The following is a 20635-nucleotide window of genomic DNA, read 5'->3' as shown; positions in this document are numbered from 1 at the left end:
TTGGATGTCGGCCGGGCCCTTCATGTCCGCGGCATCAGGGCTTCGGCGGCCAGGACCGAGCCTTCGACGCCCAGGGTGACGGCCGGTTCCGGCGTGATGCGGAACAGGGGCGAGTGGTGGCCGGGGGCGCTGTCCGCCTGATCGGCGGGCGTGCCGCCGACGCTGAAATAGACGCCCTTCACCCCGCTTTCGGGGGTGACGAAATAGGCGAAGTCCTCGGCGCCCATGCTGGTGCGCGGCGTATCGAGCAGGACGTCCTCGCCCAGTCCGGCGACGAAGGCGGCGCGGACGCGGGCGGCGGTGGCGGCGTCGTTGATGTTCGCCGGCGTATTCTCCAGCGCCGAACGGGTCACGGTCGGCAGCTTGTCCTCGGGCACGCCCAGCGCCAGGGCCGTGTTGCGGCTGATGCGGTCGATGCCATCCAGAAGCTGGGCGCGGACCTCGGGGCTGTCGGCGCGGACTGTCAGCTGCATATCGACGCGGTCGGAGATGATGTTGTGCTTGATGCCGCCGTGGATGGCCCCGACGGTGACGACGGCCCCTTCCAGCGGGCTGGTCTCGCGACTGCGCAGAGATTGCAACGAGACCACGATCTGCGAAGCGACCAGCACCGGATCGACGCCCAGGTGCGGCGACGCCCCGTGCGTGCCGACGCCATGCACGGTGATGTCCACGCTGTCCGAGCTGGAGGACGTGATGCCTAGCGGCGCTTCGATCTTGCCCGTCGGCGTGTCCGCCGAGACGTGGAAGGCCAGGGCGTAATCGGGCTTGGGGAAGCGGGTGTAGAGGCCGTCGTTGACCATGGCCCGCGCGCCGAAGATACGCTCCTCGGCCGGCTGGGCGATCAGGACCAGGGTGCCGGACCAGTTGGCCTTGCGCGCCATCATCTGACGGGCGGTGCCGACCAGGGCGGTGATGTGCACGTCGTGGCCGCAGGCGTGCATGACGGGCTTCTCGGTTCCGTCCGAGTCCACCTGACGCGCGGTCGAGGCGTTGGCGAGGCCGGAGTTCTCGACCAGGGGCAGGCCGTCCATGTCGGCGCGGATCATGACGGTCGGCCCCGCGCCGTTCTTCAGCACTGCGACCACGCCGGTGCCGCCGACGCCGGTGGTGACGTCATAGCCCAGGGCGCGCAGTTCCTGCGCCATGCGGGCGGCGGTCTGGACCTCCATGCCCGACAGTTCGGGGTTGCGGTGGAAGTGGTCGAACAGGGCGCCGAGGTTGGCGTCATAGTCCGCCTTGACCGCCGCCTTCAGCCCGGCGTCGCTTCCGGCGCCTTGGGCCATGGCCGGGACCGCGCCCGCCGCCAGAACCGTGGCCAGCACGGCCGTGATCGATAGTCTTTTCATGATGTCCCCCTGATCCCTGCGGTGAGCTTATGCCTTTCACAGGGGGCGGCAAGGGGCGACGAGATCAGGCGGCCAGCGCCTTCCAGATGACATAGGCCGCAGCCGCCAAAAGGGTCGCGACATAGAGGGCCAGACGAAAGCCCAGCCGAGAACGGAACGGCTCCTTCCGCGTCTTGTGGCGCAGAATGTGTTGACCCATCCAGGCCCCCAGGCCGCCAAATAGGACCGCCCACAGCAGGGTGTTCTCAGAAATGCGCCAGTCGCCGTTCTCGGCCGCCCTCTTGTCGAGCCAGAACAGGCTGAAGGCGATCAGGTTGCCCGCCAGCAGGAGCAACAGGGTCAGGTCGATTGTGGAAAGGTGCATGGCGTCGCTCAATCTTCGGAGCGGCAGTGTGCCTGAGGGATGGCTGAGAATTTGTTGCCATCCCGCTCATCCCCGCGGACGCCGGGATGAGCGGGATATGTGGATATGAAAAAGCCCCCGGCGTCGGAACGCCGGGGGCTGATCTCAGGACTGAACCGTGGCTCAGTTGTAGGACTGCACCGGGCGGACATCCAGGTCGCCGTGGCGGATGGCGGCGATCCCTTGCGCGGCGGCCAGCGAACCGGCGGCGGTGGTGTAGTAGGGAATCTTCATCATCAGGGCCGTGCGGCGGATGGAGAAGCTGTCGGCCAGGGCCTGCTTGCCGTCGGTGGTGTTGAAGACCAGCTGGACCTCGCCGTTCTTCATGGCGTCGACGATGTTGGGACGGCCTTCCAGCACCTTCTTGACCAGGCCGACCTCAAGGCCCTGGGCCTTCAGGTAGTCGTGGGTGCCCGAGGTGGCGATCACCGAGAAGCCCTGCTCCAGCAGCGAGCGGACGGCCTCGACGATGAAGGGCTTGTCGGCTTCCTTGACCGAGACGAAGGCGCAGCCTTCGGTCGGCAGGACGGTGCCGCCGCCGATCTGCGACTTGGCGAAGGCGCGGGCGAAGGCGGGGGCCAGATCGGCCTCGCCCTCACGCTTCCAGTCCAGGCCCATGACCTCGCCGGTCGAACGCATTTCCGGACCCAGGATGGTATCGACCCCGGCAAAGCGCGCGAAGGGGAAGACGGCTTCCTTGACCGCGATATGCTCCAGTTCCTTGTCGACCAGGCCGAAGGAGGCCAACGGCACGCCAGCCATGATCTTGGCGGCGATGGCGGCGATGGGCTGGCCGATGGTCTTGGCCACGAAGGGGGCGGTCCGCGACGCGCGCGGGTTTACTTCCAGCACGAAGATGCGCGGGTTTTCGCTGTGCGGCTCCTCGATGGCGAACTGCACGTTCATCAGGCCGCGCACCTTCAGGGCCTTGGCCATGGCGGTGGTCTGACGCTTCAGCTCGGCCACGATCTCGGGACGCAGCGAGAAGGGCGGCATGGAGCAGGCGCTGTCGCCCGAGTGGACCCCGGCTTCTTCGATGTGTTCCAGCACGCCGGCGACGAAGACGTCTTCGTCATCGCACAGGGCGTCGACGTCCACTTCCGTGGCGCGGTTCAGGTAGTGGTCGATCAGCACGGGATCGCTGCCCGAGACGCGCATCGCCTCATGGACATAGCGGTCCAGCTGCTCGCGGTCGTGGACGATCATCATGCCGCGGCCGCCCAGAACATAGGAGGGGCGCAGGACGACGGGATAGCCGACTTCCTCGGCCTTCTGCGCGGCTTCTTCGGCGCTGCGGGCCAGACCGTTCGGCGGCTGCTGCAGACCGATGGCCTGCAGCATCTGCTGGAAGCGCTCGCGGTCCTCGGCCAGGTCGATCGAGTCGACGCTGGTGCCCAGGATCGGCACGCCGTCCTCTTGCAGGGCGTGGGCCAGCTTCAGCGGGGTCTGGCCGCCGAACTGGACCACGACGCCGATCAGATCGCCTTTCGAGCGCTCGACGTCGATCAGTTCCAGCACGTCTTCGCCCGTCAGAGGCTCGAAATAGAGGCGGTCCGAGGTGTCGTAGTCGGTCGAGACGGTCTCGGGGTTGCAGTTGACCATGATCGACTCGACGCCGATGTCGGCGAAGGCGAAGGCCGCGTGGCAGCAGCAGTAGTCGAACTCGATGCCCTGGCCGATCCGGTTCGGACCGCCGCCGAGGATGATGGCCTTCTTCTTGTCCGACGGCGCGGCTTCGCACTCGGGGATCTGGCCCAGGGCGCCGGTCTCATAGGTCGAATACATATAGGCCGTGGCCGAGGCGAACTCGGCGGCGCAGGTGTCGATGCGCTTGAACACCGGGCGCACGCTCAGGGCGCGACGGGCCTGACGCACGGCGACCTCGGTCGTGCCGGTCAGCTCGGCCAGGCGGGCGTCGGAGAAGCCCTTGGCTTTCAGCTTGCGGAACTCGGTCTCGGTCGCGGGCAGGCCCTGGACGCGGACATGACCCTCGGTGCGGATCAGGTCGGCGATCTGACGCAGGAACCAGGGCTCGTAGGAACAGGCGGCGTTGACCTCCTCGACCGTCAGGCCGTGGCGGAAGGCCTGAGCGATGACGCGGATGCGGTCCGGGGTCGGCTGGCCCAGGGCGCGGACGACCGCGGCGCGGGCGCTGGCGTCGTCCTCGGCGTCGGCCACGCCTTCGATCTCGATGTCGTCAAAGCCGTTGAGACCGGTTTCCAGGCCGCGCAGGGCCTTCTGCATGGATTCCTGGAAGGTGCGGCCGATGGCCATGACCTCGCCGACCGACTTCATGGCGGTGGTCAGGTGGGGCTCCGAACCCGGATATTTTTCAAACGCGAAGCGCGGGATCTTGGTGACGACATAGTCGATCGACGGCTCGAAGCTGGCCGGCGTCACCATGGTGATGTCGTTCTGAAGCTCGTCCAGGGTGTAGCCGACGGCCAGACGGGCGGCGACCTTGGCGATGGGGAAGCCGGTGGCCTTGGACGCCAGGGCGGACGAACGCGACACGCGCGGGTTCATCTCGATGACGACCATGCGACCGTCAGCCGGGTTGATCGCCCACTGGACGTTGGAGCCGCCGGTTTCGACGCCGATCTCGCGCAGGACGTTGATCGAGCCCGTCCGCATCAGCTGATATTCTTTATCCGTCAGCGTCAGGGCCGGGGCGACGGTGATGCTGTCGCCGGTGTGGACGCCCATCGGGTCGATGTTCTCGATCGAGCAGATGATGATGCAGTTGTCCGCCGTGTCGCGGACGACCTCCATCTCGTATTCCTTCCAGCCCAGGACCGACTCTTCGATCAGGACTTCGGTGGTCGGCGACAGATCCAGACCGCGCTCCACGATCTCGTGGAACTCTTCGATATTATAGGCGATGCCGCCGCCGGTGCCGGCCAGGGTGAAGCTGGGGCGGATGATGGCGGGCAGGCCGACGAAGGCCAGGGCGTCGTCGGCTTCCTCGATATGGTGGACGGCGCGCGAACGGGGGCTTTCCAGACCCAGCTTGTCCATGGCGTCGCGGAACTTCTGACGGTCCTCGGCCTTGTCGATGACCTCGGCCTTGGCGCCGATCATTTCGACGCCGTACTTGGCCAGGGCGCCCGAGGCGTTCAGGGCCAGGGCCGTGTTCAGCGCGGTCTGGCCGCCCATGGTCGGCAGCAGGGCGTCGGGGCGCTCCTTGGCGATGATCTTCTCGACGATCTCGGGCGTGATCGGCTCGATATAGGTGGCGTCGGCCACCTCCGGGTCGGTCATGATGGTGGCGGGGTTCGAGTTGACCAGGATGACCCGGTAGCCCTCGGCCTTCAGCGCCTTGCAGGCCTGAACGCCGGAATAGTCGAACTCACACGCCTGGCCGATGACGATCGGGCCGGCGCCGATGATCAGGATGGACTGGATGTCTGTGCGCTTGGGCATCGGCTGCTACTCAGTTCGTCACGACCGCGCACTCCCAGCCGTCGTAGTCGAGCTGGAAGGCCGCGGCCCAGGATTGCATCATGGCCGACACAGGCGAAAACGACGCCTCGTCGACCGCTATGGTCGTCTCCAGAACGGTCATGTCGTCCTGGCCCCGTGTCAGGAACCCGGCGCGGCGGGCCACCTCGTTGAGGTCGCCGTGGTCGCCGTCGCCATAGAAGTAGAACAGCGTATGGCGCGGGGTGATCCCGCTGTCGCCCTGCTCGGCCAGAGCAGCGCGCACCATAGCATCCTTTTCCTCATGACTGGTCAGCGGCGGGCTCCACGCGCGCGAAGAAACCGGACGCAGGGCGAACCCCCGCGACCGATCCGTTCAGGTTGTCGGTTAAGCGGTCCGTTTAGAGACGAGGGGCCGGGGGAGCAAGGGCCGGAATGAGGCGGGCGGGGATTTCCCCTACTGGTCGATGGCCGCGATCCAGTCGGGCAGTTCGCCGATGCGGCTGAGGCTGACATAGCGGGGATGCCCCTCGGGCGCGTCGGCCAATTCATGCGCCCAGGTGATGTGGTAGGGGATGTGGGCGGCGAAGGCTCCGGCCTCGATGGCGGGCAGGACGTCGGACTTCATCGAGTTGCCGGCCATGACGGCCTCGGCCGCGCCGGTGCCGTGGCGGGCGAAGATGCGGTCATAGGTCGAGCGGTCCTTTTCCGACACGATCTCGACGGCGGCGAACAGGTCGCCGAGGCCGGAGGCCGCCAGCTTGCGTTCCTGATCCATCAGGTCGCCCTTGGTGATCAGGACCAGACGGTATTTCTCGGACAGTTCGGCCAGAACCTCGTCGACGCCGGGCAGGGTCTCGACCGGGTGGGCCAGCATCTCGCGACCGGCGGCCAGAATCTCGCGGATGATGTGGGGCGGGGCGGCGCCGTCGCACAGCTCCATGGCCGTCTCCAGCATGGACAGGGTGAAACCCTTCACCCCGTAGCCATAGAGCCGCAGGTTGCGCCGCTCGACCACCGACAGGCGCTCCATCATCACCGGTTCGTCGGCGTGATCGGCCAGCAGGTCCACGAACCGCTTCTGGCTCAGGCGGAAGATGGTCTCGTTGTGCCAGAGCGTATCGTCGGCATCGAGGCCGACCGTGGTGATGGTCATGGGGCGTCCAGGGTGAGGCGGGGGCTGGCCGCTTCCTAGACCCGCGCTGATGGCGAGGGTAGGGCGTGATCGGTCCAGAGACGGTTCCGCGGCGTATTTCCCCACGACAAGGGAGAGCAAAAGCCATGACGCAGGGTTCGGCGATCATTATCGGCGTGTCGGGCGGCGTGGGGCGGGCGCTGGCGCAGCAACTGGGGCAGGCGGGCGACCGCGTGGTGCACGGCCTGTCGCGCACGCCGGTCGCGCCCCTCGACGGCGTGACGCATGGTCTCCTCGATCTGGAGGACGAGGCCGGCATGGCCGCCGCCGCCGCGCGCATCGCCGAAGGTCCGGCGCCCAGCCTTATCATTGTGGCGACCGGCGTGCTGCACTCCGGCCAGACGCCCGAACGCAGCTGGCGCGAGCTGTCGGCGGAGCATCTGATGCGCGATTACCGGATCAACGCCGTTGGCCCGGCGCTGGCGGCGCGTCACTTCCTGCCTCTGCTGCCGCGCGACCAGCGGGCGGTGTTCGCGGCCCTGTCGGCGCGGGTCGGCTCCATCAGCGACAACCGGCTGGGCGGCTGGCACAGCTATCGGGCGTCCAAGGCGGCGCTGAACATGATCCTCAAGACCCTGTCGGTGGAACTGGCACGCACCCATCCGCAAGCGGTGGTCGCGGGCCTGCATCCCGGCACGGTGGACACGGCCCTGAGCGCGCCCTTCCAGCGCGGGGTCAAGCCCGAGAAGCTGTTCTCCCCGGCCTTTTCGGCGGCCAGCTTGCTGACGGTGATCGAGGGTCTGACGCCGGCTGACAGCGGCGGCGTATTCGCATGGGACGGGGCGAGGATTCCCGCGTAAAGGGCGGGCATGACCCAGACGGAAATCCTGCCCGACCCGCCGCACCGCATTGGCTGGGCGCTCGCCGCCCTCGTCGTGGCCGGCAACATGATCGGTTCGGGCGTCTATCTGCTGCCCGCGACCCTGGCGCCGACGGGCAGCAGCAGCATCATCGGCTGGCTGATCTGCGGCCTGGGCGCCGTGACCCTGGCCCTGGTGTTCGGCGGTCTGGGGCGGATGCAGCCGGACGCCGACGGCCTGTCGGACTTCACCCGGCGCGGCATGGGCCGCTTCATCGGCTATCAGACGGGGCTGGCCTACTGGGCCGCCTGCCTGGCGGGCAATGTGGCGCTGGCGGTGGCGGGCACCGGCTATCTGGCCTTCTTCATTCCGGCGCTGAAGGAACCGCTGTGGGCGGCGGTCAGCAATCTGGCCCTGATCTGGCTGACCTCGGCGGCCTATGCCAGCGGCGCCCGGACGGCGGCGCGGTTCGGGGCCATTACGCTGGGCCTCGGCCTGATCCCCATTGTTCTGGCCATCATCGCCGGGGTCGTGGCCTTCAACAGCGACACCTTCGCCGCCTCGTGGAGCCCTGGCGACCAACCCCTGTTGAAGACGGTCCCGGCCTCGCTGGCCATCATCTTCTGGGCCTTCCTGGGCGTCGAGAGCGCCGCGGCCCTGTCCAGCCTGGTCAAGAACCCGTCGGTGGACGTGGGGCGCGCCTCGCTGGGCGGCGTGGCGCTGGCCTTCATCGTCTATGTTGCCGCCAGCATCGCCGTGTTCGGCGTCATCCCCGCCGATGTCCTGGTCCATTCGACGAGCCCCTATGCCGATCTGGTGGCGCGGGTCATGGGGTCGTCCGTGGCCGGTCTGGTCGCGGCCTGCGCCGTCATCAAGGTGCTGGGCACCATCGCCGGCTGGACCATGCTGGCGGGCGAGACCTCGCGCGGCGCCGCCGAGGCGGGCTGGATGCCGCGCTGGTTCGGCGGAGCGCAGAAGGGCAAGACCCCGCTCAGCAACCCGATTCTCAACTGTGTGGTCATGAGCGTTCTGGTCATCGCCAGTTCGCAGCCGAAACTGGGGCAGCAGTTCGAGAAGCTGATCGGCGTCACCTCGGTGCTGACGCTCTGTATGTACGCCCTTTGCGCGTTGACGCTGTGGAAGCTGACCCGCAAGACGGGCTGGCGCTTGCTGGCGATTGGCGGCGCTGTCTTTTCGGCCTTTGCGGTGGCGGCGGCGGCGGGCGACTATATTCTGCCCAGCGTCGGATTCTTCGCCCTGACCAGCCTGGCCTGGGTCTGGGTGCGGAAAACCCAGAAGGTCTAAAGGTCCAAGGGCGGTTGACCCCGTCCCGGCATCTCTTTAGTGACGCCGCCGTTTGTCTGCCCGTATTCATTGCTAGGAGCCTGCGCCATGACGACCCAGATTCTGTCCGGCGCCACTGGCGTCCTCGCGCTCGCTGACGGCACCATCCTGCAGGGAATCGGCGTCGGCGCCGTCGGCTCGGTCCTAGGCGAGGTGGTCTTCAACACCTCCATGACCGGCTATCAGGAAATCCTGACCGACCCCTCCTATATGAGCCAGATTCTGGCCTTCACCTTCCCCCACGTCGGCAATGTCGGCGTGAACCACGAAGACGTCGAGCAGATCGGCGCGTCGCCCGAGCGCGCGGCCCGCGGCGCCATCTTCCGCGACGTCCCGACCGAGCCGGCCAACTGGCGCGCCATCGGCAGCCTGGACGCCTGGATGAAGTCGCGCGGCGTGGTCGGCCTGGCCGGCGTGGACACCCGCGCCCTGACCAAGATCATCCGCGACAAGGGCGCGCCGCACGCCGTCATCGCCCACAACCCCGAGGGCCAGTTCGACCTCGACGCCCTGGTGGCCCAGGCGCGCGACTGGAAGGGTCTGGTCGGTCTGGACCTGGCTCAGGAAGCCTCGACGACCCAGGCCTTTGAATGGACCGAGGGCGTCTGGGACTGGCCCGCCGGCTACGCCAAGCCCGAAGCCGGCGCCAGGTCAGTGGTGGTCATCGACTATGGCGTGAAGCGCAACATCCTGCGCGCCCTGGCCTCGACCGGCGTGAAGATCACCGTGGTCCCGGCGACGACCTCGGCCGAGGACATCCTGGCCCGCAATCCCGACGGCGTGGTCCTGTCCAACGGTCCGGGCGATCCGGCGGCGACCGGCGAATACGCCGTGCCGGAAATCCAGAAACTGGTGGCCAGCGGCAAGCCGATCCTGGGCATCTGCCTGGGCCACCAGATGCTGGCCATCGCCCTGGGCGCCAAGACCATCAAGATGGATCAGGGCCACCACGGCGCCAACCACCCGGTCAAGGACCTGACCACGGGCAAGGTCGAGATCGTGTCGATGAACCACGAGTTCTCGGTCGACCGCGACAGCCTGCCGGACGCCGTGGAAGAAACCCACGTCAGCCTGTTCGACGGCACCAACTGCGGCATCGCCCTGAAGGGCAAGCCGGTGTTCAGCGTCCAGCATCACCCGGAAGCCTCGTCCGGCCCGATCGACAGCCTCTATCTGTTTGATCGTTTTGCGGACTCGCTGAAGGCCTAGAGCGACATCAGGAGGCGGGGTGAAAGCCCCGCCTTTTTCCTTGGGGCCTAGGCCGTCAGAACATTGCCGCGCGCATGATGCCGGCTGTGCCAGGCCCAGGCGCTGCCGACCACGGTGGCCAGGTCCGAGCAGCGGGTCTCAAAGCCCAGCTCCCGCCGCGCCAGCGACGGGTCGGCCACCAGACTGGGCGGATCGCCCGCCCGGCGCGGCCCGACCGCGTTCGGCGCCGGTATGCCCGAGGCGGCGGCGACGGCGTCCAGCACCTCGCGCACCGACCGGCCTTCGCCGGTGCCCAGGTTGAAGGCCGAGAAGCCCTGGCGTCCGTTCAGCAACTGCTCCAGCGCGGCCAGATGCCCGGCGGCCAGATCGGCGACGTGGACATAGTCGCGCACCGCCGTGCCGTCTGCGGTGTCATAGTCGGCGCCGCAGACCTGGAAGTCGTCGATCTCGCCCAGGGCGGCCATCATGGCGCGCGGGATCAGGTGGGTCTCCACCGGACGGAACTCGCCGATGTCGGCGGTTTCGGAGGCCCCGCAGGCGTTGAAGTAGCGCAGGGCCACGGTCTTCAGCCCATGGGCCTCGGCGGCGTCGCGCAGCACGGTCTCGCACATCAGCTTGGAGCGGCCATAGGGGCTGATCGGCGCCGGGCTCAGGTCCTCGCGGATCACCGCGCCTTTCGGGTCGCCATAGACGGCGCAGGTGCTGGAGAAGACCAGCTTGTCCACGCCCGCCGCCCGCATCCCCTCGACCAGACCCAGCAGGCCGCCGACATTGTTGCGGTAATAGTCCAGCGGGGCGACGGCGGATTCGCTGACCACCGACGAGGCGGCGAACTGCATGACGGCGGCCACGTCATGCGCGACCAGGGTGCGGCGGACCAGCTCGGCGTCAGCGACATCGCCCCGGACCAGCGGCCCCCAGCGCACGAACTCGGCATGGCCGGTCGAGAGGTTGTCCAGCACCACCGGCCGATAGCCGGTCTTCGCCAGGGCTTCGCAGACATGGCTGCCGATATAGCCGGCCCCGCCCGCAACCAGGACGGCGGGGCGGTTCGGCGCGGCGGAGGGGAGACTCATGATCGCTCGATCAGCGGTTAGGCAGGAGCGATCAATATAGCGGGCTTATCGCCCCTCGGGTGTAATTTATGGTCTCGCAGGGGCGGGCAGGTCCAGCAGGCGACCGGCCTTGACCGAGGCTGTGCCGGAGAAGGCCGGGCGGGTGATCTGCATGGTCTTCAGGTCGATCTCGCCATCGGATCCCAGGGCCGTGACCTTGATGGAGGCGTAGTCCAGCGGCTGGCCGGGCTTGGCCTGCGGCGCGCCGTCGGGCTGCACCAGCCAGGCGTAGCCGCTGCTGGCGGTGAAGAAGCGTCCGACGCCGTCAGCCTCGACGCACAGGGCGCCGTCTTCATCGACGCCCAGGCCGACCGCCTGCGGGTCGTCGGTGGCGCGGGTCTGAGCCACGAAGGCGATCAGCCGGCCCATGCGGTCGCGCACCGAGAAGTGGGTGTCGGTCACGACATGGGCCAGGTAGGGCATGCTGAGGAAGTCGCGCACCATGGTGACTTCGGACCCCATCGGGTCCTTAAGCGCGGTCTCGGAATCGACGCTGCCGTCGTCCATCGCACCGTATCCGGCGCCGCCCAGGATGGCCAGACCCGCGCTGGTGCCGCCGATCGGGCGACCGCGCGCGACATGGGCGTTCAGCGCCGTCTCGACTGGGGTGTCTTTCCAGAAGCGGACGTATTTGGCCTGGTCGCCGCCGGCCAGGAAGACGCCGTCGGCGTGATCCAGAATGGCCAGGACGCGCGGATCGTAGGCCGCCTTGCGGTCGTCGAACAGCAGGGTCTGGACCGAGGCGGCGCCGCCGATGTCGCGATAGATCTCCTCGCCCCCCTCGCCGTCGCCAGAGGCGCGCAGGATGACGATATGGCCGTTGCCCGCCTTGCTCAGGAACCAGCGGAAGGCGCGGTAGTCCCAGTCGCCGCCGCCCATCAGCAGCAGGGCGGCCTCGGTCTGTCCTGGCGTCGGACCAGCCACGTCGCCGACCGAGAAATAGGTGTAGCCGTCGGGCGTCTGCGCCGCCGCGGGCGCGGCGCCTGTTCCCCAGGCGATCGCCAGGCCGCAAAGAAGGGCGAAGATAGCCTGTCGCATGAAGAAACCCCGTGGTCGGCGATGATGCCGGCATAGGCGCACATTTCGTCGAATGACGCGAGATGAACGGTGGTTTTCGCTCTTCTAAAACAGTGAAATCAGTTGCAAGGTGACGCTTGAGGGACACTGGGGGAACCGTCATGCGACGCATCAAATCCATCATCTGGGCGCTGAGCGCCGGCAGCAGTCTGATCGCCCTGGCGGCGGCGGCCCAGACCACGTCTGCGCCCGCCAATGACCAGACGACCACGGTCGACGAGGTGGTGGTGCTCGGCTCGCGGATTCCGCGCAAGATCGACACCGAGGGGCCGGCGCCGGTGACGGCGATCACCGCCGACGACATCCTGCGCAACGGCTATCAGAGCGTGCCGGACGTCCTGCGCGCCGTGACCCAGAACGGCGGCGAGACGCAGAGCCAGCAGTCCTCGTCCGGCGCCTCCTTCACGCCGGGCGCCCAGCAGGTCGACCTGCGCGGCCTGGGGCCCAACCACACCCTGGTGCTGGTCAACGGCCGCCGTATCGCCGACTTCCCTCTGCCCTTCCAGGGACAGAGCAATTTCACCGACGTGTCCAACATCCCGGTCGGCCTGATCGAGCGGGTCGAAATCCTCAGCGGCAGCGCCTCGGCCGTCTATGGCTCGGACGCCATCGCCGGCGTGGTCAACTTCGTGCTCAAGAAGTCGGCCGACGGCACACGCTTTGATTTCCGCACCGGCTTCACCGAGGACGGCGGCGGCGAGTCGCAGCGCCTGACCATCACCACCGGCTGGGATCGCGGAGCCTTCCACGGCGTGGTCGGCGTCGAGCTGCTGAACCAGGAACCCCTGTGGGCCTATGATCGCGAGATCCAGGATTCGACCAAGGACAGCCCGGTCAACACCACGGCCCGTCGCGCCTTCCTGAGGTTCGACGACGTGGACGACTACCTCGACCCCGGCGAGGCGACCTGCGCCGCCCTGTCCTCGCTCAACGGCGGCACGACCTACTACGCCAACCGCCCGCGCTACGGGAACTTCTGCGGCAGCGACGAATCCATCGGCTACGGCACCATCCTGAGCGAGCGTCAGGGCGTGAACGCCTATTCGGCCATCGGCTACACCCTGAACGACCGGGCCGAGCTCTTCCTCGATCTGCAGTTCAGCCACAGCAATCTGAAGCTGTTCCGCGACGTCCAGACCTGGCTCTATCAGGACGAGAACGGCAGCGAGGACGGCCTTTTCTTCAACGCCGACACCGGCCTGATCGAGGGCTGGCAGCGCCAGTTCTCGCCCGAAGAGATGGGCGGCCTGGCCAAGGGCTTCACCCACAACCGCTCGACCTCGTTCAACATCACGCCGGGCATCAAGGGCGTGTTCGGGGACGGCGACAAATGGGCCTATGAGGTCGCCTTCAACCACGCGGAATACCGCTCGAAGGTCCGCTTCCCTCAGATCATCGCCAGCGCGGCCAACGACTTCTTCCTCGGAGAGTCCCTGGGCGTCGATCCTGACAGCGGTCTGGCCATCTTCGCGGTCGGAGAGAATGCGGATCGCCTGTATCACCCCCTGACGCCGGCCGAATACGACCAGATCGCCCAGCATGCGGTCTATGAGCCGCGCTCGCGCACCGACAGCCTCTCGGCCAGCCTCAGCACCAGCGACCTGTTCCAACTGCCGGCGGGGCCGGTGGGCTTCGCCGCCGTGGTCGAGGCGGGCAACCAAGGCTATGAGCTGAACCCCGATCCTCTGGCTCTGATCCCCTATTACGTCGGCCTGATCGATTCAGACGGCAAGGGCGACCGCGACCACTGGGGCGTCGGCTATGAGCTGCGCGCGCCGCTGCTCAGCAACCTCGAGTTCAGCACCGCCGGTCGCTATGACCACTACGAGTTTGCCGACAAGGGCTTCGGCAAGTTCACCTACAACCTGGGTCTGGAATATCGCCCGATCGAGACCCTGATGTTCCGCGGCGCCTATGGCACCGGCTTCCGCGCGCCGGACCTGCACTATGTCTTCTCGGGGCCAGGCAACACCCACCCGTCGGGCGACGACTACTACCGCTGCCGCACTGAGGAGCCGGACGAGGATATCGGCGACTGCTCCTACTCGGGCGAGGGCATCGTCGCCCACCGCAACGGCAATCGCGACCTGAACCCGGAAACCAGCAAGTCCTTCAACGCCGGCCTGGTCTGGCAGCCGGTCCGCAACTTCGACCTGTCGATCGACTACTTCAAGGTCGAGCTGACCAATCAGGTCCGCGACATGAGCATCGACGCCGTCCTGCGTGACGAGGCCGACTGCCGCATCGGCCAGACCGCCGGCGGCTCGACGGTCGATCCCAACTCGCCGACCTGTCTGGACGCCATCGCCCGCGTCGAGCGCAATCCGTCGGGCGAACTGCTGGGCGTTTTCATCAACCCGATCAACATCGCCAAGGAAACCACGTCCGGCTTTGATGTCGCCGCCCGCTGGCGCATCCCGACAGAGACCTTCGGCCGCTTCAACCTGTCCGCCGCCTATACCTGGGTCGACAGCCACGACTTCCAGCAATATCCGGGCGATCCGACCATCGACAAGCTGGCCTTCGACAGCGGCTACTACATCCCGCGCGAGAAGGGCACGGCCAGCGTCAGCTGGACCAACGATCGTCTGACAGGGACGATCCAGGGTCAGTATCTGGGCAAGCTGCCGAACTATGACGAGGACGCCTACATCGACGCCAGCTGGATGTTCAACGCCTCGGTCCAGTACGACCTGAACGACCGCGTGCGCCTGTCGGGCACGATCAACAACCTGTTCGACGAGGGGCCGGTCAAGGACCCGACCTACAGCGCCTATCCCTACTACGACATCTCGTGGTTCGATTCGGTCGGGCGCAGCTTCTACTTCCAGATCACCTACAAGATGGGCGGCGCGGGGCTCTGATCTGACGCTCCAAAGCTTGAGGCGCCGACCCTTGTGGTCGGCGCCTTTGGCCTGTCTCTACAGGGGTCAGGGCAGGGCGACGAAGTCCGCCTGACGCAGGGCGCAGGCCTTTCGAACCGCCATCGGCGCGGCCGCGATCCAGTAGGCGGCGTCGTCGGCGCGGCGGGCCTGCTTTCGCTCCAGTCCGCGGCGACGGCGCGCGGCGGCGTTGTCCAGCAGGCGCGCATGCAGGGCGCGGGGCGTCAGGAACGGAACAGCGGGGGAGCCGGGGACGGCGACGGCGTCGGGGCCTTGGGGCTCCACCGCCGGGCGGGCGATGGCGATGAACATCAGAAGCTTCCATAAAACAGATCAATCCACAGGCTGTGGATAAGCTGTTGTCGCGCGCGATTTCGTTCGTATTCCGACGATTCAGCGTCCGGCGCGGCCTTCTTGGTTAATCAAACCCTAACGCGGGTTTTGCGCTCAAGCCTTTTCCTCCTGTCACGGAAAGCGCCTAGGGTGGCGGGACCTGGAGGACGCCCATGAGTTTCAGCCTGATGCGGACGGTCGCCGCCGTCCTGAGCGCTGGTCTGCTGGCCTCGGCCTGCGCCAGCGGCGCGCGCAGCGACTTCGGCCTGACCGAGCGCGAGGCGGCCTCACCCGTGGGCTTTCCCAATGTCCGCTTCTCCATCGAGGACGAGGCGGCGGCCCAGAAGATCGAGCAGCAACTGGGCGAGGGCGTGCCGAAGGGGCCGGACGGTCATTTCGACCTGATCGCCCTGTCCGGCGGCGGGGCCAACGGCGCCTTCACCGCGGGCCTGATCAACGGCTGGACCGCCAGCGGCAAGCGCCCGGATTTCGAAGTCGTGACCGGGGTGTCGACCGGCGCTCTCGCGGCCCCCTTCGTCTTCCTCGGCCCGCGCTGGGATGCGCGGCTGAAAGAGGCCTATACCGGCGGTCAGGCGACCGGGTTGCTGAAAAGCCGTGGTCTGCGCGCCCTGGTCGGATCGGGCGTGTTCAGCGGCGAGCCACTGCGTGAACTGGTCGAGCGCAATGTGGACCAGGCGATGCTGACCGAGGTCGCCGCCGAGCACGCCAAGGGGCGGCTGCTGCTGGTCGCCACCACGGATCTGGACGCCCAGCGCGGGGTCATCTGGAACATGGGCGCCATCGCCGAGCGCGGCGGGCCGGAGGCTCTGGCCCTGTTCCGCGACGTCCTGATCGCCTCGGCCAGCATTCCGGGCGCCTTTCCCCCGGTGATGATCCGCTCCCAGGGGCGCGGCGCGGTGTTCGAGGAGATGCATGTCGACGGCGGAGTGATGAACCCCTTCGTGGCCCTGCCGCAGATCATGTGGAACTGGGACGATGTGTCGGGCGTGTTTCAGGGCGCGCGTCTGCACGTCGTGGTCAACGGCAAGGACGCGCCGCGCTTCGCGGTCACCCGCGACGCCGCCATCCCGGTGCTGACCCGCAGTCTGGACGCGGTGCTGGGCGGCCAGCTGCGGGCCACCATCGCCGCCAACCGCGCCTTCGCCAGCCGCAATGGTCTTGAGTTCCACGTCGCCGCCATCCCTGAGGATTTCGACGGCGCCGACAGCCTGGACTTCAACCAGGCCTCGATGCAGGCCGTCTATGACCTGGGCGAGGCCCTGGGCCGGACGGGCGAGGCGTGGAAGTAGGCCTGCGCTCGCAAGCGACGGACTTCTCCTCGATCTTCACAGGCTGTGGAAAACACAACCGGGGATGGCCATGTCTGACGACGCGGCGGGCCTTCCCCTCGTCGCCGCGCCGGAGTGACTGAAGACGTGCGTTTCGACGATCGTTTCCTTGAAGAACTGAAGGCCCGCCTTCGGCCGTCCGACGTGATCGGGCGGACGGTGAAGCTCAAGCGTCAGGGCCGCGAGTATGTGGGCCTCAGCCCCTTCTCCAAGGAGCGGTCGCCCAGCTTCTTCGTCAACGACGACAAGGGCTTCTTCCACGACTTCAGTTCCGGCAAGCACGGCGACATCATCAACTTCCTGCAGGAGACCGAGCGTCTCAGCTTTGTCGAGGCGGTGCAGCGGCTGGCGGGCGAGGCGGGGATGCAACTGCCCGCCGAGGACCCGCAATCCGCCGAGCGCGAGGCCAAGAAGCAGGGCCTGACCGACTGGATGGACCTGGCCCAGAAATGGTTCGCCGCCAATCTGCGCCGCTCGGTCGGCAAGGCGGCGCGCGAATATCTGGAAAAGCGCGGCCTGCCCGAGGATCAGTGGGAGCGGTTCGGTCTGGGCTATGCCCCCAATGACCGCGAAGGCCTGAAGAACGCCCTGATCCAGCGCGGGGCGCGGCCCGGCGATCTGGTCGAGGCTGGGATGCTGATCTCGCCGGAAAGCGGCGGCGCCCCCTATGACCGGTTCCGCGACCGACTGATGTTCCCCATTCTGGATGCGCGCGGGCGGATCGTCAGCTTCGGCGGACGGGCCATGAACCCCGACGACCGGGCCAAGTATCTGAACGGGCCGGAAAGCCCGCTGTTTCACAAGGGCGCCACCCTCTATGGCCTGCCTGAGGCGCGCCGCATCCTGGGGGCCGAGAGCCGGGGCGAGCAGGGGATCATCGTCGTCGAAGGCTATATGGACGTCATCGCCTGCCAGCGCGCGGGCCTGCCGGCCGTGGCCCCCATGGGCACGGCTCTGACCGAGGAACAGATGGAGCGGCTGTGGCGGGTCTCGGCCGAGCCGGTGCTGTGCTTTGACGGCGATGCGGCGGGTCTGCGGGCCGCCTACCGCTCGATCGAGCGGTCGCTGCCCCTGTTGAAGTCGGGGCGGTCCTTCCGCTTTGCTCTGCTTGAGGCCGGGCAGGACCCCGACGACATCCTGCGCGACAAGGGGGCGCCGGCGCTGCGCCACGCCATCAGCGAAACGCGGGCCTTTGTCGAAGTCCTGTTCCGCCGCGAGGCCGAGGCCGAGCCGCTGGACACGCCCGAGCGCAAGGCGGGGCTGAAGGGACGGCTGCGTCAGGCGGCCTCGGCCATTCAGGACAAGGATCTGGCCGAGCAATACCGCCGCGACCTGTTCGAGCGTTTCGACGCCCTGTTCCCTCGTCAGCAGCAACAACAGCAGGGCCAGCCCTATCAGCAAGGCGGGGCGCGCCCCGGCCCCGGTGGCCGTTGGCGCGGTCCGCCGCCCAAGCTGGGCCAGACGACCGAGGGCGCCCAGGCCATGCACGCCCTGTTCCGCTCCATCGAGCCGGTGGCCGCCGCCCTGGCCCACGGCGCGGTCGATGATCCCGAGCGGATGGACGACCATCTGGAGGCCATCGCCCGCCACGGATTCGGCGACCCGGCGCTGGACGGACTGGCGCAGGAACTGGTCCGGTTACGGTTTTCCGGGCAGAGCCTTGACTCTGCCGCGATCCGACGCCATCTGGCCCACTCGGGTCATGATGCCTTGATGCACGAGGTCGAGAAGGCGGCGGCAAAGTCCGGCGCGCCCTTCCTGGCTGCAGACAAGCCCCTCGGCGAGGCGAGGATCCGGTGGTCGCAGGCGTTCGACGCTCTGACCCGCGTAGCGGCGTTGGAGCAGGCGCTGGCGTCAGCAAAGTCGGACGCCCACAAGGCGTTCGATAACTCGGCCTTCACCCTGGTGAAAGCTGAGCGCGATGCTTTGCGACGGGCCATCAAGACCGGAACGATTTGGGAAGACGCGGCCTCTTCGTAACCAACGAAGTTGTCGGGCGTTGTATTTTCGCCGCAGGGGACTGATCACCCTCGAGCGGTCGTGGAGACTGACTGAATGAGCGCGCAGACCGAGACGCAGGACACTGAAGCCAATACCGACGGGCCCCTGCTCGATCTGACGGACGCCGGCGTCAAGAAATTCATCAAGCAGGCCAAGGCGCGCGGCTATGTCACGATGGAGGAGCTGAACAAGGTCCTCCCGTCCGAGGAAGTGACCCCCGACGCCATCGAAGACACCCTGGCCATGCTGTCGGAGATGGGCGTCAACGTCGTCGAGGCCGAGGAAGACGCCGCGGAATCGACCGGCACCGACGTGGCCGCCGCGGCTGAAACCGCCGTGGCCGAGGCCCCGGCCAAGGCCGCCTATGACCGTACCGACGACCCCGTGCGCATGTATCTGCGCGAAATGGGTTCGGTCGAACTGCTGAGCCGCGAGGGCGAAATCGCCATCGCCAAGCGGATCGAAGCCGGCCGCGACGCCATGATCTCGGGTCTGTGCGAAAGCGCGCTGACCTTCGAGGCCATCATGGTCTGGCGCGAAGAACTGGCCAACAACCGCATCCTGCTGCGTGAAGTGATCGATCTGGACGCCACCTACGGCATCCTCAACCCGTCGTCCCTGCCGCACAACCAGCCGCCCGCCGCCCTGCCCGGCGCCGCCCCCGCCCCCGGCGAGGCCGACAAGCCTGAGAGCGACGACGAGGACGAAGACGACTTCGACGACGGCGGCGGCATGTCGATCTCGGCGCTGGAAGCCGAGCTGCGCGACGGCGTCATGGAGGTTCTGGACGCCATCGCCTCCGACTTCGGCGGTTTCCGCAAGCTGCAGGACAAGCTGGTCGAGGCGCGCCTCAAGGGCGAGGTGCTCAGCGCCAAGGACCACAAGGCCTATGAGACGCTGACCAAGACGATCTCGGATCGTCTGAAGACGATGAAGCTGAACAACAACCGTATCGAGGCCCTGGTTGAGCAGCTCTACGCCATCAACAAGCGTCTGATCGGTCTGGAAGGCCGCCTGCTGCGTCTGGCGGACAGCTACGGCATCTCGCGCCCCGAATTCCTGAAAGCCTACTTCGGTTCGGAGCTGGACCCCAACTGGGCCGAGCGCGTCAAGGAAATGGGCGTCCGCTGGACCAAGTTCAGCGACAACGAAGCCGCCCAGATCGCCAAGATCCGCACCGACATCGCCGCCGTGGCGACCGAGGCCGGCCTGCCGATCGACGACTATCGCCGCATCGTCCAGACGGTCCAGAAGGGCGAACGCGAAGCCCGTCAGGCCAAGAAGGAAATGGTCGAGGCCAACCTGCGTCTCGTCATCTCCATCGCCAAGAAATACACCAACCGCGGCCTGCAGTTCCTGGACCTGATCCAGGAGGGCAACATCGGTCTGATGAAGGCGGTCGACAAGTTCGAGTACCGCCGCGGCTACAAATTCTCGACCTACGCCACCTGGTGGATCCGTCAGGCGATCACCCGCTCGATCGCTGACCAGGCGCGGACCATCCGTATCCCGGTCCACATGATCGAGACGATCAACAAGATCGTCCGCACCAGCCGCCAGATGCTGCACGAGATCGGCCGCGAGCCGACCCCGGAAGAACTGGCCGAGAAGCTGGCCATGCCGCTGGAGAAGGTGCGCAAGGTCCTGAAGATCGCCAAGGAGCCGATCAGTCTCGAAACGCCTATCGGCGACGAGGAAGACTCGCACCTGGGCGACTTCATCGAGGACAAGAACGCCGTCCTGCCGATCGACGCCGCCATCCAGAGCAATCTTCGCGAAACAACGACGCGAGTGCTCGCGTCGTTGACCCCGCGCGAGGAGCGGGTTCTGCGGATGCGCTTCGGCATCGGCATGAACACCGACCATACCCTGGAAGAAGTCGGCCAGCAGTTCAGCGTGACCCGCGAACGCATCCGTCAGATCGAAGCCAAGGCCCTGCGCAAGCTGAAGCACCCGAGCCGGTCGCGGAAGCTGCGGAGCTTCCTGGACAGCTAAGACGATCCGAGACAGATCAAGGGCGGCTCCGATGGAGCCGCCCTTTTTGTTTGGCCTGTTTTTCCTCCCCATTTCATGGGGAGGTGGCGCGGCGCGTGGCGCCGTGACGGAGGGGGCGACGCAGACCTGTCCGTCTCGGGCGCGTGAGCGCCTAACGTCGCGC

15 protein-coding genes are annotated in these 20635 nt (G+C 67.2%); 7 read left to right on the top strand and 8 right to left on the bottom strand.

Features of this window, described 5'->3' with window-relative positions; genetic code table 11:
* Nucleotides 1–20: 20 nt before the first annotated feature.
* The 5 genes from P0Y52_11895 to P0Y52_11875 form a co-directional block, all read right to left on the bottom strand.
* A complete protein-coding gene (locus P0Y52_11895; GenBank protein ID WEK57238.1) occupies nt 21–1349 on the bottom strand; it encodes an amidohydrolase in 1329 nt (442 codons plus the stop codon).
* Nucleotides 1350–1413: 64 nt separating this feature from the next.
* Nucleotides 1414–1713, bottom strand: coding sequence for a DUF1294 domain-containing protein (locus P0Y52_11890; GenBank protein ID WEK57237.1), 300 nt, complete (start codon nt 1711–1713; stop codon nt 1414–1416).
* Between the two features lie 162 nt (nt 1714–1875).
* A complete protein-coding gene (gene carB, locus P0Y52_11885; protein WEK57236.1) occupies nt 1876–5175 on the bottom strand; it encodes a carbamoyl-phosphate synthase large subunit in 3300 nt (1099 codons plus the stop codon).
* A gap of 10 nt (nt 5176–5185) precedes the next feature.
* Nucleotides 5186–5461, bottom strand: a complete 276-nt coding sequence (locus tag P0Y52_11880; GenBank protein WEK57235.1) for a hypothetical protein — start codon at nt 5459–5461, stop codon at nt 5186–5188.
* A 168-nt stretch (nt 5462–5629) separates the two neighbouring features.
* Nucleotides 5630–6328 carry an HAD hydrolase-like protein gene (locus tag P0Y52_11875; protein WEK57234.1) on the bottom strand — a complete coding sequence of 233 codons (699 nt, stop codon included), beginning with the start codon at nt 6326–6328 and terminating at the stop codon, nt 5630–5632.
* Between the two features lie 125 nt (nt 6329–6453).
* On the opposite strand from P0Y52_11875, the gene P0Y52_11870 reads away from it, so the two are divergent.
* The 3 genes from P0Y52_11870 (at nt 6454) to carA (ending at nt 9720) form a co-directional block, all read left to right on the top strand.
* A complete protein-coding gene (locus tag P0Y52_11870; protein ID WEK57233.1) occupies nt 6454–7167 on the top strand; it encodes an SDR family NAD(P)-dependent oxidoreductase in 714 nt (237 codons plus the stop codon).
* Nucleotides 7168–7176: 9 nt separating this feature from the next.
* On the top strand, nt 7177–8472 hold the full coding sequence (locus tag P0Y52_11865) for an amino acid permease (protein ID WEK57232.1): 1296 nt from the start codon (nt 7177–7179) through the stop codon (nt 8470–8472).
* A gap of 87 nt (nt 8473–8559) precedes the next feature.
* On the top strand, nt 8560–9720 hold the full coding sequence (gene carA, locus P0Y52_11860) for a glutamine-hydrolyzing carbamoyl-phosphate synthase small subunit (GenBank protein ID WEK57231.1): 1161 nt from the start codon (nt 8560–8562) through the stop codon (nt 9718–9720).
* A 47-nt stretch (nt 9721–9767) separates the two neighbouring features.
* On the opposite strand, the gene galE is transcribed toward carA, so the two are convergent.
* On the bottom strand, nt 9768–10796 hold the full coding sequence (galE, locus tag P0Y52_11855) for a UDP-glucose 4-epimerase GalE (GenBank protein ID WEK57230.1): 1029 nt from the start codon (nt 10794–10796) through the stop codon (nt 9768–9770).
* Between the two features lie 66 nt (nt 10797–10862).
* Nucleotides 10863–11873 carry a cyanophycinase gene (locus tag P0Y52_11850; protein ID WEK57229.1) on the bottom strand — a complete coding sequence of 337 codons (1011 nt, stop codon included), beginning with the start codon at nt 11871–11873 and terminating at the stop codon, nt 10863–10865.
* 140 nt (nt 11874–12013) lie between these two features.
* On the opposite strand from P0Y52_11850, the gene P0Y52_11845 reads away from it, so the two are divergent.
* Nucleotides 12014–14776, top strand: coding sequence for a TonB-dependent receptor (locus P0Y52_11845; GenBank protein WEK57228.1), 2763 nt, complete (start codon nt 12014–12016; stop codon nt 14774–14776).
* A 66-nt stretch (nt 14777–14842) separates the two neighbouring features.
* On the opposite strand, the gene P0Y52_11840 is transcribed toward P0Y52_11845, so the two are convergent.
* A complete protein-coding gene (locus tag P0Y52_11840; protein ID WEK57227.1) occupies nt 14843–15106 on the bottom strand; it encodes a hypothetical protein in 264 nt (87 codons plus the stop codon).
* A 194-nt stretch (nt 15107–15300) separates the two neighbouring features.
* On the opposite strand from P0Y52_11840, the gene P0Y52_11835 reads away from it, so the two are divergent.
* The 3 genes from P0Y52_11835 to rpoD all read left to right on the top strand — a co-directional run bounded on the left by P0Y52_11835 (nt 15301) and on the right by rpoD (nt 20472).
* Entirely contained in the window at nt 15301–16437 is a 1137-nt protein-coding gene (locus P0Y52_11835) for a patatin-like phospholipase family protein (protein ID WEK57226.1), read from the top strand.
* 126 nt (nt 16438–16563) lie between these two features.
* Complete coding sequence (gene dnaG, locus P0Y52_11830) at nt 16564–18456, top strand: DNA primase (GenBank protein ID WEK57225.1); 1893 nt, start codon at nt 16564–16566, stop codon at nt 18454–18456.
* 75 nt (nt 18457–18531) lie between these two features.
* On the top strand, nt 18532–20472 hold the full coding sequence (rpoD, locus tag P0Y52_11825; protein ID WEK57224.1) for an RNA polymerase sigma factor RpoD: 1941 nt from the start codon (nt 18532–18534) through the stop codon (nt 20470–20472).
* Nucleotides 20473–20635: the final 163 nt, after the last annotated feature.

Source organism: Candidatus Brevundimonas phytovorans, from assembly GCA_029203145.1.
GTDB classification, from domain to species: domain Bacteria; phylum Pseudomonadota; class Alphaproteobacteria; order Caulobacterales; family Caulobacteraceae; genus Brevundimonas; species Brevundimonas phytovorans.
Note: the sequence above shows the minus strand (reverse complement) of the source record. Positions and strands in the feature narration are given on the sequence as shown.